General features: G+C 73.4%; 22 protein-coding genes. 11 read left to right on the top strand and 11 right to left on the bottom strand.

What is annotated here, in order from left to right; all coding sequences use genetic code 11:
* The 6 genes from D6689_00110 to D6689_00085 all read right to left on the bottom strand — a co-directional run.
* A partial coding sequence (locus D6689_00110; protein RMH45367.1) for a serine/threonine protein kinase occupies window positions 1-1,375 on the bottom strand: 1,375 nt, incomplete at its 3' end.
* A complete protein-coding gene (locus tag D6689_00105) occupies window positions 1,270-2,310 on the bottom strand; it encodes a histone deacetylase (protein RMH45366.1) in 1,041 nt (346 codons plus the stop codon). The genes D6689_00110 and D6689_00105, both read right to left, overlap by 106 nt.
* 28 nt (window positions 2,311-2,338) lie before the next feature.
* Complete coding sequence (locus D6689_00100; protein ID RMH45365.1) at window positions 2,339-3,340, bottom strand: NAD(P)-dependent glycerol-3-phosphate dehydrogenase; 1,002 nt, start codon at window positions 3,338-3,340, stop codon at window positions 2,339-2,341.
* 110 nt (window positions 3,341-3,450) lie between these two features.
* Window positions 3,451-4,539 (bottom strand): diguanylate cyclase, encoded by a 1,089-nt coding sequence (locus D6689_00095; protein RMH45364.1) that lies wholly within the window; start codon window positions 4,537-4,539, stop codon window positions 3,451-3,453.
* A gap of 4 nt (window positions 4,540-4,543) precedes the next feature.
* Window positions 4,544-7,267, bottom strand: coding sequence for a HAMP domain-containing protein (locus D6689_00090; GenBank protein RMH45363.1), 2,724 nt, complete (start codon window positions 7,265-7,267; stop codon window positions 4,544-4,546).
* A 25-nt stretch (window positions 7,268-7,292) separates the two neighbouring features.
* Window positions 7,293-9,176, bottom strand: coding sequence for an ABC transporter substrate-binding protein (locus D6689_00085; protein ID RMH45362.1), 1,884 nt, complete (start codon window positions 9,174-9,176; stop codon window positions 7,293-7,295).
* On the opposite strand from D6689_00085, the gene D6689_00080 reads away from it, so the two are divergent.
* From D6689_00080 to D6689_00030, 11 genes are all read left to right on the top strand, one after another.
* Window positions 8,923-9,945 (top strand): hypothetical protein, encoded by a 1,023-nt coding sequence (locus D6689_00080; GenBank protein RMH45369.1) that lies wholly within the window; start codon window positions 8,923-8,925, stop codon window positions 9,943-9,945. The genes D6689_00085 and D6689_00080 overlap by 254 nt on opposite strands.
* A gap of 4 nt (window positions 9,946-9,949) precedes the next feature.
* The gene (locus tag D6689_00075; GenBank protein ID RMH45361.1) at window positions 9,950-10,972 is read left to right on the top strand and encodes a hypothetical protein; all 1,023 of its coding nucleotides are present in this window, start codon (window positions 9,950-9,952) and stop codon (window positions 10,970-10,972) included.
* Window positions 10,843-11,604, top strand: coding sequence for a TRAP transporter small permease subunit (locus tag D6689_00070; GenBank protein ID RMH45360.1), 762 nt, complete (start codon window positions 10,843-10,845; stop codon window positions 11,602-11,604). Before D6689_00075 ends, D6689_00070 begins: the two co-directional genes overlap by 130 nt.
* Window positions 11,604-13,223 carry a TRAP transporter large permease gene (locus tag D6689_00065; GenBank protein RMH45359.1) on the top strand — a complete coding sequence of 540 codons (1,620 nt, stop codon included), beginning with the start codon at window positions 11,604-11,606 and terminating at the stop codon, window positions 13,221-13,223. The genes D6689_00070 and D6689_00065 overlap by 1 nt, the downstream gene beginning before the upstream one ends.
* Window positions 13,224-13,304: 81 nt before the next feature.
* Complete coding sequence (locus D6689_00060; GenBank protein ID RMH45358.1) at window positions 13,305-14,183, top strand: decaprenyl-phosphate phosphoribosyltransferase; 879 nt, start codon at window positions 13,305-13,307, stop codon at window positions 14,181-14,183.
* 1,455 nt (window positions 14,184-15,638) lie between these two features.
* Window positions 15,639-17,303 (top strand): type 2 isopentenyl-diphosphate Delta-isomerase, encoded by a 1,665-nt coding sequence (locus tag D6689_00055; GenBank protein ID RMH45357.1) that lies wholly within the window; start codon window positions 15,639-15,641, stop codon window positions 17,301-17,303.
* Window positions 17,300-18,229 carry a mevalonate kinase gene (gene mvk, locus D6689_00050; protein RMH45356.1) on the top strand — a complete coding sequence of 310 codons (930 nt, stop codon included), beginning with the start codon at window positions 17,300-17,302 and terminating at the stop codon, window positions 18,227-18,229. Before D6689_00055 ends, mvk begins: the two co-directional genes overlap by 4 nt.
* Window positions 18,226-19,179 carry a diphosphomevalonate decarboxylase gene (gene mvaD / locus D6689_00045; protein RMH45368.1) on the top strand — a complete coding sequence of 318 codons (954 nt, stop codon included), beginning with the start codon at window positions 18,226-18,228 and terminating at the stop codon, window positions 19,177-19,179. Before mvk ends, mvaD begins: the two co-directional genes overlap by 4 nt.
* Window positions 19,127-20,080: a hypothetical protein gene (locus D6689_00040; GenBank protein ID RMH45355.1), complete on the top strand. Its 954-nt coding sequence runs from the start codon at window positions 19,127-19,129 to the stop codon at window positions 20,078-20,080. The genes mvaD and D6689_00040 overlap by 53 nt, the downstream gene beginning before the upstream one ends.
* 236 nt (window positions 20,081-20,316) lie before the next feature.
* Window positions 20,317-21,639, top strand: coding sequence for a hydroxymethylglutaryl-CoA reductase, degradative (locus tag D6689_00035; GenBank protein RMH45354.1), 1,323 nt, complete (start codon window positions 20,317-20,319; stop codon window positions 21,637-21,639).
* Window positions 21,531-22,598 carry a squalene synthase HpnC gene (locus D6689_00030; GenBank protein RMH45353.1) on the top strand — a complete coding sequence of 356 codons (1,068 nt, stop codon included), beginning with the start codon at window positions 21,531-21,533 and terminating at the stop codon, window positions 22,596-22,598. The genes D6689_00035 and D6689_00030 overlap by 109 nt, the downstream gene beginning before the upstream one ends.
* Before the next feature lie 351 nt (window positions 22,599-22,949).
* On the opposite strand, the gene D6689_00025 is transcribed toward D6689_00030, so the two are convergent.
* The 5 genes from D6689_00025 to D6689_00005 form a co-directional block, all read right to left on the bottom strand.
* Window positions 22,950-23,774 (bottom strand): hypothetical protein, encoded by an 825-nt coding sequence (locus tag D6689_00025; GenBank protein RMH45352.1) that lies wholly within the window; start codon window positions 23,772-23,774, stop codon window positions 22,950-22,952.
* On the bottom strand, window positions 23,771-23,989 hold the full coding sequence (locus tag D6689_00020) for a hypothetical protein (GenBank protein RMH45351.1): 219 nt from the start codon (window positions 23,987-23,989) through the stop codon (window positions 23,771-23,773). The genes D6689_00025 and D6689_00020 overlap by 4 nt, the downstream gene beginning before the upstream one ends.
* Before the next feature lie 128 nt (window positions 23,990-24,117).
* Complete coding sequence (locus D6689_00015; protein ID RMH45350.1) at window positions 24,118-24,807, bottom strand: hypothetical protein; 690 nt, start codon at window positions 24,805-24,807, stop codon at window positions 24,118-24,120.
* A gap of 51 nt (window positions 24,808-24,858) precedes the next feature.
* Window positions 24,859-25,041, bottom strand: a complete 183-nt coding sequence (locus tag D6689_00010; protein RMH45349.1) for a hypothetical protein — start codon at window positions 25,039-25,041, stop codon at window positions 24,859-24,861.
* 78 nt (window positions 25,042-25,119) lie between these two features.
* Complete coding sequence (locus D6689_00005) at window positions 25,120-25,503, bottom strand: hypothetical protein (protein RMH45348.1); 384 nt, start codon at window positions 25,501-25,503, stop codon at window positions 25,120-25,122.
* Between the last annotated feature and the right edge of the window lie 381 nt (window positions 25,504-25,884).

The following is a 25,884-nucleotide window of genomic DNA, read 5'->3' as shown; positions in this document are numbered from 1 at the left end:
CGCTCGCGCCGCCCGCGCCCGCGCCGCCCTCCCCGCCCGCGTCCGCCGCCGCGCCGCCCGCGTCCGCCGCCGCGCCGTCGATGCGCCCGCTCCGGCCCGCAGACAGCGCCTCCACCCGGGCGCCGCCGCGGTCGAGCTGGTCGGGCGCCACGCCCAGCGCCGCGGCGATCTCGCGAGTGTCCTCGTCCACCTCGTCCCATTCGGCCGCCGCCTCGGCCGACCCGCCCTCGGCCCCGCGAAACCCGTCGAACAGCCCGCGATCGAAGTCGAGCTCGTCCTCGGCCTCGGCCGCGCGGCGCTCGGCCTCCGCGACGAGTTCGGCGCGCCGCGCGCCGCCGGCCGCGGCCGCGAGCTGGTCGAGGTAGCGCGCGATCCGCAGCGGCCCGGTTCGCAGGTCCGCCTCGCGCAAAAACTCCGACAGCTCGTCGGCCATGTCGTACGCCGTCTCGTAGCGGTCCTCCGGATGCCGCTCGAGGGCGCGCATGACCACCGCCTCGAGCGGCCCCGGGTAGTCGCGGCGTACGAACGTCGGCGGCGGAATGTCGCCCTCGCGCAGCCGCTGGACGACGTCGCTCGCCTTCCCCTTGAACAGCCGCCGGCCGAGGGTGATCTCGTACAGGACCACGCCGAGCGAGAAGATGTCCGATCGATGATCCACCGGACCGCGGCTCGCCTGCTCGGGCGACATGTAGCTGAGCTTGCCCGGCAAGATCGCGGCGTCCCGCGCGCGCTGATGGCGCGACCGCGCAATGCCGAAGTCGATGATCTTGAGTTCGCCGTCCTCGGTGACGAGCAAGTTGGTCGGCGAAATGTCGCAGTGGACGATGTCGAGCGGCTCGCCATCCTTGCCGCGTTTGGCGTGGATGTAGCCGAGGCCGCGCGCCGCCTGCCGCATCAGCTCGACCGCGTGCGGCAGCGGCAGGAACCGGCCGAGCTGGAGCCCGCGCCGGCACAGGTCGGTGAGTTCCTCGCCCGCGATGTACTCCATCGCGATGTAGGGCGTGCCACCGGCCTCCCCGACGTCGTAGACGTGCACGACGTTCGGGTGGTTGAGGACCGCGCTGATCCGCGCCTCGTCGAGGAACATATCGACGACGCGATCGTCCCCAGCCAGTTCCGGCTTGAGCCGCTTGATCACCACGTCTTTTTCGAAGCCGGCGATCGCGTCCTGCCGCGCGCGGTAGATCTCGGCCATACCGCCCACCGCGACGCGCTCGATCAGCGTGTACCGATCGCCGAATCGCGCGGGCTCGACCAGAGCCTGCGGGGTCATCGCCACCTCGCGTGCTGCGCCGCCGCGCGCTCGACCGCCGAGCGCCCCGCCGGCGTCGGCTCCCCGGCCGGCCGCTGCACGCCGCCGGCCGGCGACGTCCACGCGTCGAACACCGCCGCCACGGAGCCCCCGAGCCCCGCGAGGTCGTAGCCGCCCTCGAGCGCGCACACCAGCCGCCCGCCGGCGACGTCGTCGGCGACCGCGCGCACCCGGTCCGCCAGCCAGCGGAAGCCGTCGACGGTGACCGCCATCTGGGCGAGCGGGTCGCCGCGGTAGGCGTCGAACCCTCCGGACACCAGGATCAGATCCGGCTCGAACCCGCGCAGGGCCGGCTCGACCACCCTCTCCCACGCCAGCGCGTAGTCGGCGTCGCCGCAGCCAGCCGGCAGCGGCACGTTCACGGTGAACCCCTCGCCCGCGTCCCGGCCGGCCTCGTCGACCGCGCCCGTCCCGGGGTAGTACGGGTATTGGTGTATCGACACGTACAGTACGGTCGGGTCGCACTCGAACGCGTGCTGCGTGCCGTTGCCGTGGTGGACATCCCAGTCGAGGATCGCGACGCGACCGACGCCGCCTGCACGCGCCGCAGCGGCCGCGACCGCCACATTGTTGAACAGGCAAAACCCCATCGCGCGGTCGGCCTCGGCGTGATGCCCGGGCGGGCGCACCAGCGCCAATCCCCGGCGGGCGCCGCCGTCGAGCACGGCCGCCGTGACGTCGACCGCCGCCGCCGCCGCGGCCAGCGCGGCGCGCCACGACTCGGGGCCGTAGTACGTGTCCCCGTCGAGCCAGCCGCTGTGCCCGGGCACCGTGCGCTCGAGTTCGGCGACGTACGCCGGCGCGTGTACCCGCTCGAGTTCCTCCTGGCGCGCCTCGCGCACGGGCAGCCGCCGCGCGCGCTCCTCGGCGCCGGCGGCCCGCAACGCGTCGCGCACGGCCGCCAGTCGCTCCGGCCGCTCCGGGTGTGGCCCGGGCGGCCGGTGGCGGAAAAACACCTCGTCCAGCACGTATACGACGCTCATGTCCCCGGACGGCATCCTACACCGCGCGCGCTCGCCCGGACCGTCACTCGCGCTCGTGTTTGAGCGCGCGCGTCATCAGCGTCTCGACCGCCCGGGCGGGCGCGAGCCCCTCGTAGAGCACCGCGTACATCGTGTCGGCGATCGGCGCCCGGACGTCCAGCCGGGCGGCGAGTTCGTGCGCGGCGCGCGTGGTCTTGACGCCCTCGGCGACCATGTTCGTGCGGCCGACGATGTCGTCGAGCTTGTCCCCGCGGCCGAGCGCGAGCCCGACCTGACGATTGCGCGACAGCTCGCCCGAGCAGGTGAGCACCAGGTCGCCCATGCCCGACAGCCCGGCGAAGGTCAGCGGGTGCGCGCCGAGCCGGACGCCGATACGCGAGATCTCCGCCAGCCCGCGGGTGATGAGCGCCGCCCGCGCGTTGAGGCCGAAGTCCAACCCGTCGGACATGCCGGCCGCGATCGCGACGACGTTCTTGAGCGCGCCGCCGATCTGCACCCCGATCACGTCGTCGGACGTGTAGACGCGAAACCGGTCGGTCGAAAATGCGCGCTGGACGGCCTCGGCGGCCGCCAGGTCGGCGCTCGCGACGACGATCGCCGACGGCCGCCGCTCGGCGAGCTCCTTGGCGAACGTCGGGCCCGACAGGAAGCACGCGCGCGCGGCCAAGGGCGCGGGCAAGACGTCCGAATAAATCTGATCGATCCGGTCGAGGGTGCCCTCCTCGAGCCCCTTCGATGCGTTGACGACGATCGCATCCGGATCGAGGTGCCGTGCCGCGCGGCCGAGCACGTCGCGCACGGCGTGCGAGGGCGTGACGCCCAACACGATCGGCTTGCCGGCCACCGCCGCCGCCAGGTCGGCCGTGACGTCCACCGACGCCGGCAACTCGAAGCCCGGCAGGTAGGCGTCGTTTCGCCGTGTGGCCGCGATCGCGGCGGCCCGGTCCGGAGAGCGGCACCACAGTGTCACCGCGTGTCCCTTGTCCGCCAATAGTTTCGCGAGCGCCGTCCCGTAGCTGCCCGCACCCACGACCGCGATGTCCATGGGCCGGCATCATATACCGGGCGCCGCTCCCGCCGCCCCGCGCCGCGGTCGGACCGGCGGCGAAGGCCCTCCCGCGACCGGACGCGTCGGCCCCGCGCGGCCCGCCCGGTCTATCCTTCGGTCGTCTCGTCGTCGCGCGCCGACCCGGTCGGGGTTGCCAGCACGACGCAGTTGCGGCCGCCGTGTTTGGCCGCGTACAGCGCCGCGTCGGCCTGGCGCACCAGCGCCTCGGCGCCGGCGGCGTCGTCCGGGAACGACGCGACGCCGATCGACACCGACAGCCGCCCGAGCGGCTGCGTCTCCGCGTGCGCAAACGGGTAGTCGGCCACGCGCGCGCGCAGCCGCTCGGCGACCTGGGCCGCGGTGAGCTTCGACGTGTCCACCAGGACGATCGCAAACTCCTCGCCGCCGTAGCGGGCGCAAAAGTCGTTCGCGCGGCGGCCGTCGCCCATCAGGTGCGCGAGTTCGCGGAGCACCTCGTCCCCCGCCGGATGGCCGTTGTGGTCGTTGTAGTGCTTGAAATGATCGACGTCGATCATCAGCAGCGACAGCGGCAACCCGTTGCGGGCCGACCGCTCGACCTCGAGCGCGAGCCGCTCGTGGAAGTGCCGGTGGTTGTACAGGCCGGTGAGTCCGTCGGTCACGGCGAGCTGCGCGAGCCGCGCGTTCGCCTCGGCCAACTCGCTCGTCCGCTCCGCGACCTTCGCCTCGAGTTCGCGGTTCATGTCGAGCAGCGCCTGGTTCTTCGACCGCAGATCCTCGATGAGCTTGCGGTTCTCCGCCATGAGCCGGTACTGGCGCAACAGATTCTCGACCGCGAGATGCAGGTTCGCCTCGTCCCACGGCTTCGGGATGTAGTGGTTGAGCTTGGCGCGGTTGATGGCGGCGACGACCGCGTCGAGGCCGGCCTGGCCGGTGAGCAGGATCTTCGTCGTCAGCGGCGACCGCGCGTGGATGCGCTCGAGCAGTTCGACGCCCGGCATGCCCGGCATGATCTGGTCCGCGATCACGACGGCGAGCGGCTCGCCCTCGCGCTCGAGTTCGTCGACGAGTTCGAGCGCATCCTGGCCGCTGGACGCGAGCGCGATGTCGCACTCGTCGCCGAACCGCGCGTCGAGCTGCTGCTGCAACGCACTGAGCACGCCCTCTTCGTCGTCGACGCAGAGGATGGTCTCGCGAGCGTGTTGGGTGAAGTTCATGCCGTCATCCGGTCATCCGGTCGTCGCCGGTCGTCTGACTTGCGCCGCCGTGCAGCGGCAACCGCACCTCGAAGCAGGTGCGGCCCGGCTGCGACGTCGCCGTGACCCGGCCCCCGTGTTTTTCCACGATATTGCGCACGATGCCAAGGCCGAGGCCGGTCCCCTGGCCCGGCGGCTTCGTCGTGAAAAACGGCTCGAAGATGCGCGGGAGCAGTTCCGGCGCGATGCCCTCGCCGTCGTCGATCACGCGAACGACCGCCTCGTTCCCGTCCTGCAACGTCTCGATTGTAATCGTACCGCGCCCGCCGAGGGCCTGCACCGCATTGTGAATGAGGTTCGTCCACACCTGGTTGAGTTCGTCGACGAACACCGGAACCTCTCGTAGTTCCCCATACTTGCGAACCAACGTGACCCCGGCGAGTTCGTGGTCGAGCAACACGAGCGTGTTTTCGATGCCCTCGTGCAGATCGGACGGAACCCGCGCCGCTTGCTGGTCGAGGTGCGAGTAGCTCTTGAGCGCTCGCACGATGCGCTGGACGCGATGCACCGCGTTGCGGATCGTCTCCGCGTTGCGGTGCAGGAACACGACCTGCTTCGCGTAGTCGATCCACACGCCCGGGTCGGACACGGCCGCGACCGCGACGACGGCGTCGGCGACGGCCGGCGCCCCCAACTCGGCGAGCGCCCGCGCGAGCGACTGGGCCCTCGCCGCATCGACGCCCGCGCCGGCGAGCCGCGCCGCGAGGTCGCGCGCGAGCCTCCGCACCTCCGCCGGGGCGGACCGCCGGCGCGCCGCCGCCTCCGGGGCCGCCGCCGCCACCGCCGCCAGGAACGCCCCGCGATCGGCGGCCGGCACGGGCAGCTCGGCCACCTGCCGGGCGGCGGCCGCCAGGCGCCGCACGTTCTCTTCGAGCGCGTCGACCGTGCCGCGGATCGCCGCCGTCGGCGAGTTGATCTCGTGCGCGACGCCGGCGACGAGTTGGCCGAGCCCTGCGAGCCGTTCGGACAACAACAACTGCGCTTGCGTGTCGCGCAGCTCGTCGAGCGCGCGCTGGAGTTCGGCCGTGCGGATGCGCACCTTCTCCTCCAGGGCCTCGTTGAGACTGCGGACCTGCTCGTACAGCCGCGCATTGTCGATCGCAGTGGCCGCCTGGTCGGCGAACGTCGCCAGCAGGTTTGCGTCCGCCTCGGAAAACGGCGCCGCGTCGCGCCCGCGGCCGACCAGGATCGCGCCGACCACCGCGCCCTTGTGCTCGAGCGGCGTCGCGAGCAGCGACCCGGACACGCCCGCGGCGACCGCGGCGTCCCGCCGCCGCGCGTCGTCCGCGACGCGATCGATGCGCAGGGTTGCGCGCGTCTGGACGACCTCGCGGGCGATCGGCTCGAGCGGCCGCGCCCGGTCCGCGACGGCGTCGCCGCGCAGGGTCGTCCGCGCGTCGCGCGCCTTGACTCGGCCGGCGCCGATCTGCAGGGCGTCGCCGTCCACGAGCCAGACGGTGCACAGGCGCACGTCGAACACGCGCGACACCGCGTCGACGATGCGCCGCAGCAACTGGTCGATGCCGAGCACCGACGACACCGCCCGGCCGGCGTCGTGCAGGGCGACCAGTTCGCGCATGCGGGCCGCCAGACGCTCGCGGTTCTCCTTGAGTGCGACGGTCATCTGATTGAACGCCAGGGCCAGGTCGCCGATCTCGTCGCCGGCGCGCAGGTCGATGCGGTGATCCAGATCGCCGCGCGCGATGGCGATCGCGCCGCGGTGGAGCTGGCCGATCGGCTGCGTGATCCGGCGCGACAGCAATCCCGCGAGCCCCAGCGCGAACGCAAACGCACCGGCCGCGCCCAGGCCGAGCGACCGCATCGCGGCGCGGCGCGCGTCGATGACCGGCCGGCGGTCGACCGCGACCGCGAACGTGCCGACCGTATGGCCCTCGAGATCGCGCACCGGCGCGAAGCCGACCGCATACTCCCGCCCGAGGATGGCGCGCCGCGCGAGCACGCTGTCGCCGCCCGCCACCAGCGCGGCCACCCGCGGGTCCACCGGATCGTGGATGAACCGGCCACCCGTGTCGTCGACGAAGGACGTGCGGCCGCCGCCGCTGGCCGCGAACAACATCACGTTGGTGCCGAGCGCGCCCTTGACCGCGTCGGCGAAGTCGCCGTCGAGCGGCGCCGACAGCGCCACCGCGCCGCGCAGCAAGAACGATGCGTCGACGACCGGCGCGATCGCGCGCACGACCAACGTGCCGTCCACCGCCGTGATGTTCACCTTGCGCTCGTATGCGAGACCATCGCGCCACGACGGATGCCCTTCGGGCAGCGACAGGCCAGAGAATCGCCGCGCATCGCCGACGACGTGCGTCGCAACCACGCGCCCGCCCGCGTCCGCGACCTGCACGAGCGACGCCGGCAGCAGCGGGTCCTGCTCGTCGAGCAGCCGCGCGATCGCCGCCGCGTCCCCGGCCGCCAGCGCGTCCGCGAGCGACCGCTCGGCCGCCAGCCGCACGCTGTCGTGCCCGTAGCGCTCGACGTGGCGCAACACCAGGTTCATGCCGACGGCGAGCTGCTGTTCGGTCTCCGCGCGCAGATCGCGCTCGAGCCCGCGCAACACCACGCTCGTCGCGACCCACGCGGCGACGGCCACCGGCAGCAGCGCCGCGATCGACAGCGACAGCGCGAGCTTGTGGCGCAGGCGCCAGCGCGCCCACCGCGGCGCGCGCGCGGTCACCTGCCGCCTCCCGACGGCGCCGGCGTCACGGCCGTCGCACCTCCTTGTAGTCGATCTGACCGCTCGGACCGATCACGATGCCCGCGAGGTCGCGGCGGGCCGCGACGTTGACTTGCGAGTGTGCCAGCGGCACCCACGGCGCCAGCTCGTGGATGAGCCGCTGCGCGCGCGCGTAGTAGTGCTCGCGCTCCTCGCGGTCCTGCGATTGCTGCGCCCACACGAGCAACCCGTGCAGCTCCGCGTCGTCGAGAAATGCGACGTTGCGCGCCGAACCGACCCGTGCGTTGTTGCGGTCGAACAGGACGTACAAGAAGTTGTCCGGGTCGCCGTTGTCGCCGACCCACCCGAGTATGCACAGGTCGTGGACACCGCGGCGCACGCTGTCGAGATGGCGATCGAACGGTTGCACGACCAACTCCGTTTTGATGCCGACGTCCGCGAGGTTCGCGCGCACCGCGCGCGCCACGCCCTGCGGGTTGGGAAGGTACGGGCGCGGCGTCGACGGCGCGTACAGCGTATAGGTCTGGTCGTAACGGAAACGGCCGTCGGCCGCGGCCGCCGCCAGCAACTCGCGAGCGCGCGCCGGATCGTAGCGGTACGGCTCGTCGACGCGGTGGTAGCCCCACTGCGTCGGCGGCAGCGGCCCCTCCGCCGCGATCGCCTGCCCCTGGTACAGCAACTTGACGATCGGCTCCTTGTTGATCGCGTAGTTGGCCGCGCGACGCACGCGCACGTCGTCGAACGGCGGGTGGCGCGTGTTCATCGCGAGGTATGCCACGTTGTTGGCCGGCCGCCGGTGCAACTCGAGATCGGGGTGAAGTTGAACGAACTGCAGCTCCTCGGGTTGAATGGAATAGGCGATGTCGATCGCGCCCGACTCGAGCGCGATCAGCCGCTGGCGCGCGTCCGGGATCGTGCGAAACACCAGCGTGCGGATCTGCGGCGCGCCCCCCCAATAGTCGTCGTTGCGTTCGAGCACGATGCGGTCGCCCCGGGTCCAGCTGGCGAGGCGAAACGGCCCGGTGCCGACCGGGTGCTCCGCATAGTCGTCTCCCCATTTGCGCACGGCGGCCGGCGACACGATCGCGACCGGGAACATCGCCATGTTCGCCTCGAACGGCGCGTACGGTTCCTCGATCGTGATGCGCACGGTCAACTCGTCGACCGCCTCGATCGACACGATGTTGTGATACGTCCCGCCCCAGTATTGAAAGTCGTCGCGGTGAAACGGATGGTTGGGATCGCGCTGGCGCTCGAACGAGAACACGACCGCGTCCGCGTCGAACGGCGTGCCGTCGTGAAACCGCACGCCGGGGCGCAGCTTGAACGTCCACACGCGCCCGCCGTCTGACGTCTCCCACGCCACCGCGAGACCCGGTTCGATTTCGTGCGTGCCGGGCCGATAATTGAGCAGCCGGTCGTAGATCTGCTCGGTGACCTCGACGGACTCATTGTCGGTCACGCGCGCCGGATCGAGCCAGATCGCATCGAACGGCCGGCCGACGATCAGCGTGTCGGCCCCGTGCGTGCCGGGCCGCACCGCCCGCGTCGCGACGACCTGGCCGCCGGCGGCGTCCAGCGCATCGGCCGGGTCGCACGCGGCGAGCGCGGCGATCGCACCGAGGTACACGGACAGGGCGACACGCACTGGGGAGATGTTACCGCGCCGGCCAGACATTGACAGGCTTCGACCGCGGCGCGTACTCTCGCGGCGAATTTCGGCCCGGCGGCGCGCGCCGTCGGGCGCGCAGGAGTCACACAGGGGGCTATTGATGCGTCGTATTTCGCTCGTCATCGCGCTGGCATCCACGCTGCTCGGCTGCAAGGCGTTCATCACCCAGTCGGCGATGGACACGACCGCCGACGTGCTGTACCGCGCGAAGAAGTCCACCCAGATGGAGTCGGACATCGATCTCGCGCGGGCCGCGATCCCCGCCGCCCTCAAGACGGTCGAGGGCTTCTACGTCGCCAACCCGAGCAACCAGAAGCTCATCGAGATCCTCGCGGAGGGGTACTGCTCGTATGCGACCGGTTTCGTGCAGGACGACTACGAGGTCGCGCGCATGGAGCGCCGCTTCGCCGACGCCGAGCACCTGCGCCAGCGCACGTCGCGCCTGTTTTTGCGCTGCATGAATTACGGCCTCAAACTGCTCGGCAAGGACTGGCAGGACGCGATCTTCAAGGATCTCGACACGGTCAAGAAGCTCGCGGCCAAAACCGGCAAGGGCAAGATCAAGGGCCTGTTCTGGACCGCGATGGGGCTCGGGTCGGCGATCAACATGAACCGCGACGACATCGCGATGATCGCGCACTTGCCCAAGGCCAAGGTGATGCTCGAACGCGTCATCCAACTCGACCCCAAGTTTCAGTACGGCATGCCGCAACTCGCGCTCGGGATGATGAACAGCGCGCAAGGGGCCGCGCTCGGCGGCAACCCGGAGGCCGCCAAACAGTATTTCGAGCAGGCCGCGGCCGTCACCGACGGCAAGTTCCTGATGGTCAAGGTGATGCAGGCGCGCACGTACGCGGTGATCAACCAGGACCGCGAGCTGTTCCGCAAGCTGCTGCTCGAGGTGTTGCGCACCAACCCGGCGGTGTTCCCCGAGCAGCGGCTGGCCAACGAGCTCGCGCACCACAAAGCGCGCCGCTACCTGAAACAGGAAAAAGACTGGTTCTGACGCGATGGCGGTCGCGCGCATCGCCGCGATCGCGCTGGCGTGCGCGGCGTCCGCCCCGGCGGTCGCGGCCGCGCAGCCGGCGCGGACGCTCGACGTCGCGACGCTCGCGCCCGAGCGGTCCGCGTGGCTGAACATCCTCGAGGAAGCGGCGGCCGAGCTGCGCCGCGCCACCGCCGGGCGGGTCGCGGTCAAGCTCTATCCGGGCGGCGCCCGCGGCAGCGAGCGCGAAATGGTGCGCGAATTGCGCCGCGGCCGCCTCGACGGCGCGGTCCTCACGTCGGTCGGCCTGTCGCTGATCTACCCGGGCATCCGCGTGCTCGAACTGCCGTTTCTGTTCGAGAGCACCGCCGAGGTCGACTACGTGCGCGCCCAGATGTGGCCGCAGTTTCAGGCGGCGTTTGCGCAGCGGGGGTTCGTGCTCGCCGCCTACGGCGATCTCGGCTGGACCTATCTATACTCGAACCGGCCGGTGCGCGCGCGCGAGGACCTCAACCGCATCAAGGCGTGGGCGTGGCAGGACGACCCGATCGTCCGCGCCCTGTATCGCCGCATCGGCCTCAACGGAGTGCCGCTCGGGGTCCCCGACGTCGCCGCCGCACTCGCGAGCGGCCGCATCGACGCGGTCTACGGCCCGCCGCTGGCGATCGTCGCGATGCAGTGGCACACGGGCGTGCGCTATGCGTCGTCGATGCCGGTGGCCTACTCGATGGGCGCGGTCGTGCTGCGGGCCGACGCGTTGGCGGGTCTGTCGGCCGCCGATCGCGCGGCGTTCGACGCGTTCGCACGCCGCCTCAGCCGCGAACTCGTCGCCCGCGTGCGCCGGGACAATCGCCGCGCGCTGCGGGCGATGGTCGCCGGCGGGCTGCAGATCGTCGACACGCCGCCGGCGCTCGCCGCGTGGTTCGCGGCGCAGGCGCGCGCGGTGTGGACCGACCTGCGCGGCGCCCTGTACTCGGCCGAGGAACTCGACCGCGCGGTCGCCCTGCGCGACGAGCTGCGTGCGCGCAAAAATGCGCGCCGGCCGTAGGCGAGCCCGCCACGCGTTCGATAGGATTAGCGGCAGTGGCCGACCAGGACGCACCCCGGGACACCTCCCCGCCGCGCGACCGTGCGCCGAGCCACACCGGCGCCGCGAACGAGCCGGGCTGGCTGAGCGCGCTGCTCGCAATCGACCGCGCGATCGGTCGCGCCGAGCAAGTCGTCGTCGCGGCGCTGCTCGCCATCCTGATCGGCGTCGCGGTCTACCAGGCGATCTTGCGCAACCTGTTTCACGAAAGCCCCGCGTGGACGTTCGAAGCGATCCGTTACGCGGTGTTCTTCATCGCGCTGTCGGGCGCCGCGCTGTCGGCGCACACCCAACAGATCCTTCGCATGGACGTGCTCACGCGCGCGCTGTCGCCGCGCGGACGGGCCATCGCGCGCATCGTGACGGCCCTGTTCACGGTGGCCATGTGTGCCGCCTTCGGCTACGGCGGATTGCGCCTGCGCGCCGCCGTCGCCACCGAAACCGATTACGAGATCCTGTCGGCGGCAGACGGCGCGCTCGCGTTGCCGATCGCGGCCGCCCTGATCGCCGTGCACCAGATCATCCGCGCCGTGCAGATCGCCGCCGGACTCGCCCGCGGTGAGGTGATCGAAGACGACCAGGCGGTGCACTGATGTTGACGCTGCTCCTCATCGGGCTGATCGCCCTGCTCGCGCTCGGCGCACCGATCTTCACCGTGATGATCGGCGGCACGCTGCTCGGCGCGGCCAGCTTGCCGCGCAGCCTGTTCGACGAGTTCGGCGGACCGATCACCGAAGTGTTCCGGCTCGGCCAGGGCGAACAGGCGCAGATCCTGTCGACCATTCCGCTGTTCATCTTTGCCGGCTACCTCATGGCCGAGGCCAAGACCGCCGACCGGATGGTCCGCGCCGCGCAGGCGTTCCTCGGCTGGCTGCCGGGCGGGCTCGCGGTCGTGACCGTGTTCGCGTGCGCCGTGTTCACGGTGTTCACCGGCGCGTCCGGCGTCACCATCGTCGCGCTCGGCGGCCTCGTCATGCCGGCCCTCATCAAGCAGGGCTACCCGCAGCGGTTCTCGCTCGGCCTGGTCGCCGGCACCGGCTCGGTCGGCCTGCTGTTCCCGCCGGCGCTGCCGCTGTTCATCTACGGCACGGTCTACGGCATGGCCGCCCAGACCGCGTCCGACACCGGCCAGGGCGAGATGAAACTCATCGAGTTCGCCACCGACCGGTTCGTGTTCGCCGGCATCGTGCCGGGCATCGTCCTGTGCGGCGTGATCTGCATCTACGCGATGGCGGTCGCGGTGGTCCGCAAGGTTCCGCGCCAGCAGTTCGACCTGCGGGAACTCGCGAGCGCGCTGACCATCGCTCTGCCGGAGCTGGCCCTGCCGGTGTTCATCCTCGCGGCGATCGGGACCGGTTTTCTCACCATCCCCGAGGTCGCGTCGGTGTCCGCGCTGTACGTGTTCCTGATCGAGGCCTACCTGTACCGCGACATCGACGCGCGCGCGCTGTTCCGCATCGTGCGCGAGTCGATGGCGCTCGTCGGCGCGATCTTCATCATCATCCTGTGCGCGACCGGCCTCACCAACTACTTCGTCACGGCGAAGGTTCCCGACGCAATCGTCGAGTGGATCTCGTCCACGATTCACTCGAAGTGGGCGTTCCTGCTGGCGCTCAACGTCATGTTGCTGTTCGTCGGCATGCTGATGGACATCTTCTCCGCGATCGTGGTGGTCGTCCCGCTCATCACGCCGATCGCAATGCACTACGGCATCGACCCGTACCACCTTGGCGTCGTGTTCCTGCTCAACCTCGAGTTGGGCTATCTCACGCCGCCGGTCGGGCTGAACCTGTTCATCGCGAGCTTCAAGTTCAACCAGCCGATCGTCGCGGTCGTGCGGTCGACGCTCCCGTTTTTGTCCATGATGATCGTCGCGCTCGGCCTGGTCACGTACGTGCCGGCGCTCACGGTCGTCCCGCCGCCGAAGCGCACGGGCCTGGTCGGACCGCTGGTCCGCCTGGTCGAGGCGGAGCGCAAGAAGCTCGACTACGTGGATCAGATCGACCTCGGCGACGGTCGGGTGCTGAAGCTCGACGACTGCGACGACATGGACACCGACCTCGACCGGCTCGCGTGCAAGGGACTGTTCGACGCCTACAGCAAGTGCGCCGACGACGCATGCCGGACCAAAGCGATCGCCGACTACAAGGCGGAGTCCGGCGGCGGCGACGACGACGACCTCGACTGGGACGACGACGATGGCGACCTGTAGCGCGGCGCAGTCGAACGCGCGGCATTGCGGTGGCGGCTGGCCGACCGCCGCCGCGCGCTCGGTGGCCGGATACCGCGCCCGATGATGCCGGCCACGGCCAGCGCAATCCTGCGGACGCTGCGGCCTCGCCAATGGGTCAAAAACGCGTTCGTGATCGCGCCACTGGTGTTTTCCCGGCACCTGTTCGACGCCGCGTACGCGTGGCGCGCGGCGGCCGCGACCGCCGCGTTTTGCGCGCTGTCCGGCGCGGTGTACGCGTTCAACGACGTCCGCGACGTCGACCAGGACCGCCGCCATCCGCTCAAGCGCCACCGGCCGATCGCGTCCGGTCAGCTCGGCGAGCGCACCGCCCTGGCGGTGGCGGCGGTGCTCGCGGCCGCGGCCCTCGCGGTCGCGGCGTGGCTGTCGATCGAACTGCTGGCCGTCGCGACCGCCTACGGCGTCGCCAACCTGGCCTACTCGCTCCGGCTCAAGCGCATCGCGTTCGTCGACGTCGCGATCATCGCGGCGGGGTTCTTGCTGCGCGTACTCGGCGGCGCCTACGCGATCCACGTGCCCGTGTCGCCGTGGCTGCTGGCGTGCACCGCGCTGCTGGCACTGATGCTCGGCTTCGGCAAGCGCGCGCACGAACTCGCGGCCGCCGGCGACGGCGCGACCGCCACGCGGGCCGCGCTCGCCGGCTACTCGCTGCGAACGCTGCGCGCGGCGATGTACGCGCTGGCCGCCGCGACGACTACCGCCTACGCCCTGTACACCCTCGACGCGCGCACGGTCGCCTTCTTCGGCACCCGCCACCTGGTGTGGACCACCCCGTTTCCGGCGATCGGCATCGCGCGATTCCTCAGCCTGTCGCTATGGCACCCGCGCGACGAGAGCCCGACCGACGCCATCCTGCGCGATCCGCTGTTCCTCGTGAACCTCGCCGCATGGGGCGCGACCGTGCTGGCGATCATCTATTGACGCTCGGCGGCCCGCGGCGCCGCCGGCCCGCGCGCGCCGCCGGCGCTCCGTCCGGGCGGCGGCCACCCGGGTCGGCCGAGCCCGCCGGCCCGGGCTCAAGCCGTCGCGCCGGCGACCGACTGGTGGGCATGGCGACCGGTCCAATCGGGCCCGTCGGGCCCCTGCACCCGCTGATCCAGCAGCGCGTGCGCGCGGTCGAGCCCGCGGGAACCTCCGCGGAATTCCGGGAGCTTCGCGATACATACCGGCTCGCTGTCGCGATGCGCCGCGCGCTCGCGGACCTGCGGACCGCGCTGTCTGCCCGGCGGCCGGCGAGCCCGGGAACCGAGACGACCGTCGCGACTCCGGGCATCGCGATCGCGACGACGCGGCTTCGGCCCGGCCGGCCGGCCTCGCTGACGAGCGCCGACGAGGTCAACGCCACGCCGACGTCGTTTTCGCCGCGAGCGCCCGCGTTCGCGGGCGCCTCCACCTCGGCCATCACCGCGACCGGCGCCTACGACGGGTCCAACGGCGACACCGACCTCCGGTTCACGGTCGTCCGCGGCGGCGTGGTCGGCGACCGGGACAAGCGCAGCGGGCGGATCGAGATCGCCGTGCGCGACGGCAGCGGCCGCGAGGTCGACCGCCTCCGGTTTCGAGCCAGCGAACGGCCCGGCGCGGACCACGAGCTCGCCAACGGGCTCGTCCTGCGCTTCGGCCCCGGGACGATCGTCGCCGGCGACGAGTTCTCGATCGCGGTGTCGGCGTCGACGCCGACCGCGGTCGATCCCGACCAGCCGGTCGACGGCACCGGCGCGACGGACCCGCGGTTCGAGTACCCGCGGACCGTCCGCCCCGGCTCGTTCGACATCGACGGCCACCGGGTGCACGTCCGCTCGGGCGACACGCTGCGCGACGTCCTCGCCCGCATCAGCCAGACGGTCCCGGGGATCGACGCGACGTTCGACGCCGCGACCGAACGCGTGGTGCTCACCCGGACCGACGGCCGCTCCGACCCGATCGAGTTGCGCCACGACTCGTCGGGGTTCGCGGCGGCGACCAAGCTCGCGGGCGGCACGTTCGACCCGGGTCAGGTCGACGAGATCGACACGGCGATGAACCGCGTGCACGCGCTGCGCAAGGTGCGGGCGGGAGTGCTCGACATCGGCGGCGCGGAGATCGCGATCGACCCCAAGAGCGACTCGGTTCGCGACGTGGTAGACCGCATCAACGCCGCCGCGACCGGCGTGACCGCGTCCATCGAGGACGGTGCGGTCGTTCTGCGCGGCGACGAACCGTTCGCGGTCGCCGACCGCGGCACGCGGCTGCTGCGCGCGCTCGGCATCGCCGAGGGGGTGTACGAGCCGACCGTCGAGACGCGCGGCACGCCGGCGCGCCGCGCCGGCCCGCCCGCGCGCCGCGTGGTCGACGCGCTCGACCGGTTCGGCGACGCGGTCAACGAACTATTCGTTGATGACACACCCACATCGGCGCTTGCGGCGTTGCGCAGCGGCATCGCCGACGCCGTCGCCCGCGCGATGGACGGCGACGGCCCTCGTTTCGACTCCGGGTTTGGCTTCCAGTTCGACTTTTCACCATCGCGCCGCCGCGTGTTCCGCTTCGCTTCGCGCGCCGACGCCGCCGCGCTGCGGTCGGCACTGCGCCGCCGCGGCGGCCGCGAGGTCGTCGACCTGTTCTTGCGGCCCGCCGCCGGCGGCGGTGACAGCCTGCTGGACGCGCTCGACGCGGCGGCCGACGCCGCCCTGCGCGAGATCCGCGACCGACTGGGGTACTCCGCCGGGATCGCGGTCCGCACGACCGCGTGAACGCCGGCCGCGGCGCGCGCGCCCAGCCGGGCGCGCTCGCGCGGCGTGCCCGAGCGCGCCCCGCCGCGCGGCGCGCGCACCGCCGACTCGCGGCGTCGACCGCGCGCACCGCCGACTCGCGGCGCAGACCGACCGCCCCGCCGCAGCCGGGCGGCGTCGCGACGGCGCGACCGGTGTGGGCGCGTTCGGCCGGCTGCGGCGGCGTGCTACAACCGCGCGCGTGGGACACAAGCCCGCCATCGCGCGCCGCAAGGCGGACCACATCGCCGTCGCGGCCAGCGGCGCGGCCGACTTTCGCGCGCGCACGACGCTGCTCGAGCAGGTCCACCTGATCCACGAGGCGCTCCCGGAGCGCGCCCTGGCCGACGTCGACCTGTCCGTCGAACTCGCCGGCCGGCGCCTGTCGGCCCCCGTGGTCGTCAGCGGCATGACCGGTGGCACGGACGAGGCCGGCGCGATCAACCGCGACCTGGCGCGCGTCGCGCAGCAGCTCGGGATCGCGTTCGGCGTCGGCTCGCAGCGAGCGATGGCGGAGCACCCGGAACTCGAGCCGACGTTCCGCGTGCGCGACGCGGCGCCGGACGTCGTGCTGATCGGCAACCTCGGCGCGGTCCAGGCGCGCGCGCTCGGGCCGGACCGCGTGGCCGAGCTGGCCCGGCGCATCGGCGCGGACGCCATGGCGATCCACCTGAATCCGGCGATGGAGCTGGTGCAAGCCGGCGGCGACCGCGACTTCTCCGGCCTCGTCGCGACGATCGCGGAGCTGGCCGGCGCGCTGCCGGTTCCGCTGATCGTCAAGGAGACCGGCTGCGGCCTGTCGCCGCGCGCGGCCGCCGCGTGCGCGTCCATCGGAGTCCGCACGGTCGACGTGTCCGGCGCGGGCGGCACGTCGTGGGTCGCCGTCGAGCAGCGCCGCGCCGCCGCCGGCAGCGACGCGGCCGCGCTCGGCGACGAGTTGTGGGACTGGGGCGTACCCACCGCGGTGAGCGTCGTCGCGTGCGCGCGCGCCGGCCTCGACGTGATCGCCACTGGCGGACTGCGGTCCGGACTCGACGTGGCGCGCGCGCTCGCCCTCGGCGCGACCGCCGGCGGCCTCGCCGCGCCAGTGCTGCGCGCGTACATGGCCGGCGGCGTGCCCGGCGCGCGCCGCTACCTGGAGCGCGTGATCGCGTCGGTGCGCGCCGTCGCGCTGCTGTCCGGCTGCGGCGCGGCGCGCGACCTGGCGCGCGCACCGCGCCACCTGGGCGCCGAGCTGCGGGCGTGGCTGGACGACCTGGGCCTCGCTTCGGCCGCGGAGGCGTCGCGCGGATGACCGTCGCGTTCGGCAAGGTCATCCTGCTCGGCGAGCACGCCGTCGTCTACGGCCACCCGGCGGTCGCCGGCGCGCTCGGTTTCGGTGTCGTTGCAACCGCCCGCCGGACCGGCGCCGGTCCGAGCCGGCTGTCGGTGCCGGCGTGGGACGCCGCGGCGACCGCCGGCGACGGCACCGCGGTGGGCGCGGCGCTCGCGGCGATCGTCGGCGCCGTGACGGGCGCCCCGAGCGACGCTGCGTTCGCCGTCGACGCCCGCGCCGATCTACCGCCGGCCGCGGGGCTCGGCTCGTCGGCCGCGCTCGCGGTGGCGACCACCCGCGCGGTCGCCGCCGCGGCCGGCGTGTCGCTGGCCGCCGGCGACGTCGACCGCATCGCCAACCTCGCCGAGCGCGCGTTTCACGCCAACCCGAGCGGGGTCGACGTCGCGCTCGCCGCGCGCGGCGGCCTGGGCGTGTTCCGGCGCGGCGCGGGGTTCGCGCCGCTCGCCGCGCCGCCGCTGCGCGCGGCGGTCGGCCTGTCGGGGCAGCCGCGGTCCACCGGCGCGATGGTCGAGCGCGTCGCCGCCGCGCGCGCCGCCGACCCGGCGCAGGCCGCGCGCGTCGACCGCCTCGGCGCGCTCGCCGCCGCCGGCGCGACCGCGCTGGCCGCCGGCGACCTGGCGCAGGTCGGCGCGCTGATGGATGAGGCCCACGCGCTGTTGGCCGCGCTCGGAGTGTCGACGCCGGCGCTGGACCGGCTCGTGGCGATCGCCCGCGACGCCGGTGCCGCGGGCGCCAAGCTCACCGGCGCGGGCGGCGGCGGCGCGGTCGTCGCGCTCGCGCCCGGGCGCGAGGAAGACGTCGTCGCCGCGTGGCGCGCGGCCGGCTTCGACGGCTTCGCCTGCGACGTGGGCGCGACGCGGCCGTCGCCGGAGGGCGGCCGATGACCGCGCCGGGCCGCGCGACCGCGCGCGCGTGCGCGAACATCGCGCTGGTCAAGTACTGGGGCAAGCGCGACGCCGAGCACAACCTGCCGGCCGCGCCGAGCCTGTCGCTCACGCTCGGCGCGCTCACGACGACCACCGCGGTCGCGTTCGACCCGCTGCTGGCGGCCGACGAGCTCGTGCTCGACGGCCGCCCCGCGCCGGCCGGCCGCGTGTCGGCGGTGCTCGACCTCGTGCGCGCCCGCGCCGGCATCGACACCCGCGCCCACGTCACCAGCGTCAACGACTTTCCGACCGCATCGGGCCTGGCGTCGTCCGCGTCCGCGTTCGCCGCGCTCGCCGTCGCCGCGGCGGCCGCCGCCGGCCTCGACCTGCCGGCCGCCGACCTGAGCGCCCTCGCGCGCCGCGGCAGCGGTTCGGCGGCGCGGTCGATCTTCGGCGGCTTCGTCGAGATGGGCGACGAGTTCGCCCGGCCGATCGACGACGCGACCGACTGGCCGGTGCGCATGGTGATCGCCGTCGTCGGCGGCGGCGCGGCCAAGCCGGTGTCGTCGCGCGATGCGATGACCCATTGCGCCGAGACGTCACCGCTGTACCGCGCGTGGCTCGCGTGCGTGCCGGGCGACCTCGCCGCCGCGCGCGACGCGATCGCCGCGCGCGACCTCGACGCGCTCGGCCGCGTCGCCCAGGCCAGCGCCATGGCCATGCACGCCGCCGCGCTCGCGTCGCGGCCGTCCATCCGCTACTGGCGCCCCGAAACCCTCGCCCTGCTCGACGCCGTCGACGCGATCGACGGCGCGTACTACACCATCGACGCGGGGCCGCACGTCAAGGTGTTGACGTCGGCCGACCGCGCCGAATCCGTCGCCGCCGCGCTGCGCGCGGTCCAAGGAGTGAGCCATGTCCTCGTCAGCGGCCCCGGTGGCCCCGCTCGTGTCGTCAGCACCCGGTAAGATCCTCGTGGCCGGCGAGTACGTCGTGCTCGACGGCGCCAAGGCCGTCGTCGTCGCCGTCACCCGGCGCGCCGTCGCCCGCCTGGCGGACGAGCCGCCGTCGCTGTCGCCGTTTTTGGAGGCCGTGCGGGACGCGGTCGACGGCGACGCGCGCGACCGCGCGGCGCGCGTCGCGGTCGACACCTCGGCGCTGTGCGACGCCAGCGGCACCAAGCTCGGCCTCGGGTCGTCGGCCGCCGCCACCGTGGCCGCCGCCGCGCTCGCCCTCGGCACCGGCGACCCGGCGCGCGTCCACCCCGTCGCCCATCGCGCGCACGCCGCCGCCCAGGCGCGGCGCGGCGCGCGCGGCAGCGGCGCCGACGTCGCCGCCGCGATCTACGGCGGCGTGCTCGTCGTCGAGCGCACCGGCGGCGACGACGATCCGCTCGCCGTCACCCGCGCCGAGCTGCCGCCCGGCGTCGCCCTCGTCGCGGTGTGGACCGGCCAACCGGCCGACACGCCGGACCTCGTCGCTCGGGTGCGCGCGCTGCGCGACGCGCGGCCGCAGGTCTACGACATGCTCGCCGCGCGGGTGTCGGCGTCGGCGTCCCGGCTGATCCGCGCCCTCGGCCGCGACGGCAGCGCCGCGGACGCGATCACCGCGATCGCGGACGGCGGCGAGGCGATCGCGGCGCTCGGCGGTGCGGCCGGCGTGCGCCTGTGGACCGACGCGCACACGCGGCTGCGCTCCGTCGCCCGCCCGTTCGGCGCGGCCGTCAAGCCGACCGGCGCCGGCGGCGGCGACATCGCCCTCGTCGCCGCGCCGGCCGACCGCGCCGGCGATCTGCGCGCCGCGCTCGCGGCCGCCGGCCTGCCGCCGATGGACCTCGCCATCGACCCGCGCGGCGTCACCGTCGGCTGACCGCCATCGACCCGCGCGGCGTCCCCGTCGGCTGACCGCCATCGACCCGCGCGGCGCCCCCGTCGGCTGACCGCCATCGACCCGCGCGGCGCCCCCGTCGGCTGGCGCGCCGGCGACCCCGCCGGGCGACCGCCGGCGTCAACCGGACGGCGTCCGTCGCGCGCGGCACCCCGTCGGCTGACCGCCGGCCGGCGAGCGGGCGACGGAGCGGCGCGACGTGCTATAGCGTCGGCACGATGGCAGGTGGCTCCTCGCGCATCCCGGGCTTCTACCGCCTCGACGTGCGCGCGCGGCGCGAGCGGCTCGCCGCGCGAGGCGGCCTCGACGCGACCGCCCTGGCGGCGCTCGACACCGGCGGGCTGGACGTCGAAGCCGCCGACGGCATGATCGAAAACGTCGTCGGCACCTACGCGCTGCCCCTGGCGGTGGCGCCCAACTTTCTCGTCGACGGCACCGACTACGTGGTGCCGATGGCGATCGAGGAGCCGTCGGTCGTGGCGGCCGCCGCGAACGCGGCCCGCATGGTCCGAGCCGGCGGCGGCTTCGTCACGCGCGTGTCCAATCCGATCATGCTCGGCCAGGTCCAGGTCGTCGACGTGCCCGATCCCGACGCCGCCGCCCGCCGCATCGACGCGGAGGCCAACGCGATCCTCGACCGAGTGCGCGCGCTGGCGCCGCGCATGGTCGCGCGCGGCGGCGGCCCCGTCGGGCTGGCCGCGCGCGTGCTGTCGCGCCCGGGCGACCCGGACGGCGGCGTGGTCGTCGTCCACGTCCGCGTCGACTGCCGCGACGCCATGGGCGCCAACGCGGTCAACGGGATCGCCGAGGGGATCGCGGACGACGTCGCCCGGATCGCCGGCGGCCGCGTCGGCCTGCGCATCCTGTCGAACCTCGCCGACGAGCGGCTCGCGCGGGTGTCCGCGCGCGTGCCCGACGACGCGCTCGGCGGCGCCGCCGTGCGGTCCGCCATCGCCGCCGCGTCGCGGTTCGCCGAGATGGACCCGTACCGCGCCGCCACCCACAACAAGGGCATCATGAACGGGGTGGACGCGGTCCTCGTCGCCACCGCGCAGGACTGGCGCGGCGTCGAGGCCGGCGCGCACGCATACGCCGCGCGGACGGGCCGCTACGCGCCGCTGGCCACGTGGCGCGACGACGGTGACGCGCTCGTCGGCACGCTGGAACTGCCAATGCCGGTCGGGACCGTCGGCGGCGCCGTCCAGGCCCACCCGGGCGCCCAACTCGCGCTCCGTATCCTCGGCGTGCGCGGCGCGCGCGAGCTGGCCGCGGTGGCGGCCGCCGCCGGGCTCGCGAGCAACCTCGCCGCGCTGCGCGCGCTCGCGACCGACGGCATCCAGCGCGGCCACATGTCGCTGCACGCGCGGGTGGTCGCGCGCGCGGCCGGCGCCGGCGGCGATCTGGTCGACCGGGTGGCGGCCGAGCTGGCCGCATCCGGCGAGGTCAAGGTGGACCGCGCCCGCGCGATCGTTCGCCGCTTGCGCAAAACCGACGCGCGCGCCACTCTCCCCGGCGAGGACCTACCCGAGGAACGACCGTGATCCACCGCGTCGCCGCATCGAAGACCAAGCCGTGGGAGGCCACGCCGCTGCCGGCCGAGCCGCTCGAACTCGACGCCTGCTACCGCTACTGCGAGGCGCTGGCCCGCGCGCGCCACCACAACTTCCCGGTCGCGTCGGTGTTCGTGCCGACGGCGCTGCGCCGCCACATCTTCCCGCTGTACGCGTTCGCCCGCACCGCCGACGAGTTCGCGACGGAACCCGAGTACGAAGGGCGCCGCGCGCGCGAACTGGACGCGTGGGAGACGCGCCTCGAGGCGTGCTTTCACGGCGAGCCGCCCGACCACCCCGTGTTCGTCGCGCTCGCCGACACCGCCGCGCGGTTCGATCTGCCGATCACGCCGTTCCAGCAGCTGCTCGCCGGCTTCCGCATGGACCTGGACGTCGCGCGCTACGCGACCGTCACCGACCTGTTGAGCTACACGGCCCACGCGGCCGCGCCGCTCGGCCACCTCCTGTTGTACCTGGGCGGCTACCGCGACCCGGCGCTGCACCGCTACGCGACCGAACTCGCGCACGGGCTGGCGTTCGCGAGCATGTGGCAGGACCTGCGCGCCGACCTGGCGCGGGGGCGGCTGTACGTGCCGGCCGAGGACCTGCGCCACTTCGACGTGGCCGAGGCCGACCTGCGCGCCGGGCGCGTCACCCGGGCGCTCGACGCGCTCGTGCGCTACGAGGTCGCCCGCACCCGCGCTCTGTTCGAGCGCGCCCGCCCGCTGGTGGACCGGATCGGCCCGGAGTTCGCGATCGAGGTCGCGCTCATGTGGCACGGCGGGATGCGCATCCTCGACAAGATCGAGCGCGCGGGCGGCCGCGTGCTCGTGCGGCGGCCGGCGCTGTCGCAGTCCGACAAGGCCGCCGTCGTGCTGCGCGCCCTGCGCTGGCGCGGCGGCGCGCTGTCGCACCGCGGCGAGACGCTCGCCCGCTGGCTGGGCCGGTAACCGCCGCCGGACGCCCCGCCCGGCGCGTTCTACGGCGGCCCCGCGCCGCGAAGCGCGGCCGCTCGCCACCGCCGCACGTCGGCTCGTCGGCTTCGACCACGAGTTCCGACGGCGACGCGTCGGCGCGTACGTGCGGCCGCGTACGCGACAAGCAACTATACACGGCTGTTGCGCATAGCCAGTAGCTGCGGTCGCGATCTGCGAGCGAACTTCGGCATACGTCCTCACTCCCTTCGGTGCCGTATGCGCGCGCTCGTGCGCTGCGGGCGTGCTCCGAACGTCGCCTCGCATCTCGCAACCTCGCTGGCGCGCCTGTAGGCGACAGCCGCCTGGTGCGAGGACCGCGCGCGCCTACCAGGTACGGCGAAACCCGGCCACGGCCACGGTCCCCGGCGCGATGTCGCCGCCGAGGTCGCGAACCACGGGGACCTGCGCCGACAGCTCGACCGCGATCTCGGGCAGCACGAGCACGAGCCCGGGCGACGCGAACACCATGTGACGCCCGCCGGTCGTCGACGACCCGTTGACCTCGATCACGGCCCGGAGCTGCCAGATGTCGCCGTCCATCGATTGGTCGGTAATCAGCGTGTGCGTGTACGCGGCGTCGTACGCGAGCGCGTCGTCTCCGCGCGCACCGTCTCCGGTCGCGAACGTCCACGCCGCGTCCACGTCGATCGAGCGCTCGAGAGTCTGAAGCGTGGCGACCACTCCCGCGATCGCTCCATACGACTCGGACGAAAACGGCGCGTCGTGGCTCGGGACGACCGCCCCCGCGACGGCAGCGACGCGGGCCGTCGAGCCGCGACCGTCGGTGGACAGAAGCCGCAGCTTCGCCATCACCCGCGCGTCCCCGGCGCCGATGTCGTCGAGATCCACGGCCTCCCCCGGCGCCGGCGGGCGCGCGGTTCCGGTCTGGGCGACGAGCGGAACCACGCCGATGATCGCGAGCCGCTCGTGCACCGCCCACAGGCCGACGTTGACGATCGCGAGCCGATCGGCGGCGACCGCCGTGTCGCCGCCGCCCACGAGCCGGTGAAACCGGAGCTGACCGCGATAGACGAACTGCCCGCGCCCCGGCGACAGCGCAGTGTTGCTGTGAATGCCGCCGGCGCCGGCCCCCGACGGCGCCGCCGCGACCGCAACCGCGATTGCCACCGCCGCGATCCGCGCGGTCACGTCGCGTCCTCGGGCGGGCGCTTGGTGTACGTGCGCTCGGGTGTCACGAGCTTGGCGGCGGTGAACCCGGCCTTGCCCACGGCGTCCCACACCGCGCGCGGTGACGGGCGCTTGCCGCGCTTGGGGCGCACTTCGAACACGCCGGCCTTGAAGTCGACGACTCTGACGATGTCCACGCCGGCAACCTGCCGGACCTGCTTGACCAGGTTGGTCATTCAACCCGGTCACGTGATGCCGTGGACGTGCAGGTAGTAGCTGCGGTCGGGCTTGCCCGCGACCGCGGCGCCCAGCCGCGCCGCACACGCCGCCGCCATCGCGCCGGCGATCAGCGCCCGCCGCCCGATCACGGCGCCCCCTGCCCCGCCGGCGCGGCGCGCGCGGCCTCGAACCCGGCAAACAGGTCGGCGTCGCGCGCGCGGCCCGGTGCGGCCCCGCGCGCCGCGATGTCGACCGGGACGTCGACGACCGCGCTGCCGGGGATGCAGTGGCCCGGGTCGCACACCTGCGCCTCGACGCGCAGCTTCCAGCTCCGCGGTCCCGGCGCGGCGTCGGCCGCGACCGCGCCCGCGACGTAGTGCACCACGCGCCCGGTCGACTCGTAGACCCACGTCTTGCCGGCGTCGCCAAAGTCCTGCTCGACCTTGGCGCCCGGTGCGTAGCGAGCCGCGGCGCCGGTCGCGCCGTCCGCGTCGACGAGCGACACCACCGTCGGCTTGCCGACGCCCGGGCCCACCGGGTTGCCGTAGATGTGCCATCCGTCGGCGACGTCGATCACGGCCGCGACGCGAAACGGCTCGCCCGGCGCGAGCGGCGCCCGGTCGACGACCGCGCGCACGCGAACCCGCTCGGCAAACGGCGCCGAGCTATACCCCGGCGGTGGCGGCGGCGCGGCCGCGCCCGCGCCCCCGTCGACGACCGAGCCACCGTAGCCGGCCGCCTCGAGCGACGCGATCATGGCCTCGGTGCTCGCGCCGCCGGGACCGACCGACACGACCGCGCGCTTGTCGTCGAAGCTCACCTCGGCGTGCTCCACGCCATCGACTCGTTCGAGCGCCGCCCGAACCCGGGGCGGTCAACCGCGGGGTCAATCCATGCCGGTGATCGCGAGCACGACCTGCGAGGACCCCGGCACGTCGTGGGCCCGGATCGCCGGCGCAGACGGCGGCACGGGGCCGGCGATGTCGCCGCGGTCGGCGCAGCCCAACGGGGCGGCGAGGCCGGCGCCCGCGGCAGCGAGATATACAAACGCGGTCCACCGAGCGGTCATCGACACCAAGCATGACTCCGGACCCGGGCACGGAGTCAAGGCATGGGAAGGTTCACCGGGACCCCCACCCGTACTTGTTCATGCGCACCTGGTGTTTTTCTTGTTTACACAGTTTTCGAACAGAGTCTTGAATGCACGTTCGCGGCGCTCCGCGCGCGCCAGTTCGACGCAATCGGAGGCCTCGTCGGAGGTAGGCCGTCTCGGCGGCGGCAACTCGTTGCACCGCGCCTTGATCTGGTTCAGCAGCCCCTGGCGGCCGCACAGGCCGCGCGCCCATGAAGCCAGGTCGATGACCAGCATGCAGTGGTGGTCGACCACCATGTCCCACAGAACGACGCTGTGAACGTGGAAGGACTTGTTTCGTGTTCGCTTGACCAGTTCCTGCTCGAAAGCACGCAGCACGTACCAGCGGCGCTTGATATCGAACAGACGCTCCTGGGTTTCGTCGACGAGGACCCGCAACGTCGGCCTATCCGACTTCGCCCCCGGGTTGCTCGCCGCCGATTTACGTCCCATCCCGGTATACCCTTCTGCCCTCACGACACGGAACGTCGCCGGACCCATGGCAGCCGTTCGCTTGCCGGTTTGAACGCAGCCGCTGCTCGCGTCCCGCCTGTGATCGCGCGTAAGCCATCACAAATTATGCGAACGAGCTAATCGCGTAAAACCCTGTTTCCCGGTGTGAGCCGCGTTCTTGCGGGTGCGCGGCCCGGGTCAACCGGTCGGACGAGCATGTCGCATCGGATCTCGGAGCGGGCGGATCGGCGGCGGGGTCGGCCACCGGGCGGCTGGTCACGCGGCGTGCGCGGCCGGGACGGCGGCCATCTGGCGCCGCGTGAGGTT

It is taken from the genome of Deltaproteobacteria bacterium (assembly GCA_003696105.1).
Classification (GTDB): domain Bacteria; phylum Myxococcota_A; class Polyangia; order Haliangiales; family J016; genus J016.
The sequence above is the reverse complement of the archived record's forward strand: the minus strand, read 5'-3'. Positions and strand labels throughout refer to the sequence as shown.

What these genes read in the sequence shown, in the direction of transcription:
- D6689_00105 (RMH45366.1), bottom strand. Translation starts at nt 2,310, where the DNA reads ATGCCGTCCGGGGACATGAGCGTCGTATACGTGCTGGACGAGGTGTTT.
- D6689_00100 (RMH45365.1), bottom strand. Translation starts at nt 3,340, where the DNA reads ATGGACATCGCGGTCGTGGGTGCGGGCAGCTACGGGACGGCGCTCGCG.
- D6689_00095 (RMH45364.1), bottom strand. Translation starts at nt 4,539, where the DNA reads ATGAACTTCACCCAACACGCTCGCGAGACCATCCTCTGCGTCGACGAC.
- D6689_00080 (RMH45369.1), top strand. Translation starts at nt 8,923, where the DNA reads ATGTTACCGCGCCGGCCAGACATTGACAGGCTTCGACCGCGGCGCGTA.
- D6689_00085 (RMH45362.1), bottom strand. Translation starts at nt 9,176, where the DNA reads ATGTCCGACTCCATCTGGGTGGACTTCTTCGCGCGGTACAGCACGTCG.
- D6689_00075 (RMH45361.1), top strand. Translation starts at nt 9,950, where the DNA reads ATGGCGGTCGCGCGCATCGCCGCGATCGCGCTGGCGTGCGCGGCGTCC.
- D6689_00065 (RMH45359.1), top strand. Translation starts at nt 11,604, where the DNA reads ATGTTGACGCTGCTCCTCATCGGGCTGATCGCCCTGCTCGCGCTCGGC.
- D6689_00060 (RMH45358.1), top strand. Translation starts at nt 13,305, where the DNA reads ATGATGCCGGCCACGGCCAGCGCAATCCTGCGGACGCTGCGGCCTCGC.
- D6689_00055 (RMH45357.1), top strand. Translation starts at nt 15,639, where the DNA reads ATGACACACCCACATCGGCGCTTGCGGCGTTGCGCAGCGGCATCGCCG.
- mvk (RMH45356.1), top strand. Translation starts at nt 17,300, where the DNA reads ATGACCGTCGCGTTCGGCAAGGTCATCCTGCTCGGCGAGCACGCCGTC.
- mvaD (RMH45368.1), top strand. Translation starts at nt 18,226, where the DNA reads ATGACCGCGCCGGGCCGCGCGACCGCGCGCGCGTGCGCGAACATCGCG.
- D6689_00040 (RMH45355.1), top strand. Translation starts at nt 19,127, where the DNA reads ATGTCCTCGTCAGCGGCCCCGGTGGCCCCGCTCGTGTCGTCAGCACCC.
- D6689_00035 (RMH45354.1), top strand. Translation starts at nt 20,317, where the DNA reads ATGGCAGGTGGCTCCTCGCGCATCCCGGGCTTCTACCGCCTCGACGTG.
- D6689_00020 (RMH45351.1), bottom strand. Translation starts at nt 23,989, where the DNA reads ATGACCAACCTGGTCAAGCAGGTCCGGCAGGTTGCCGGCGTGGACATC.
- D6689_00010 (RMH45349.1), bottom strand. Translation starts at nt 25,041, where the DNA reads ATGACCGCTCGGTGGACCGCGTTTGTATATCTCGCTGCCGCGGGCGCC.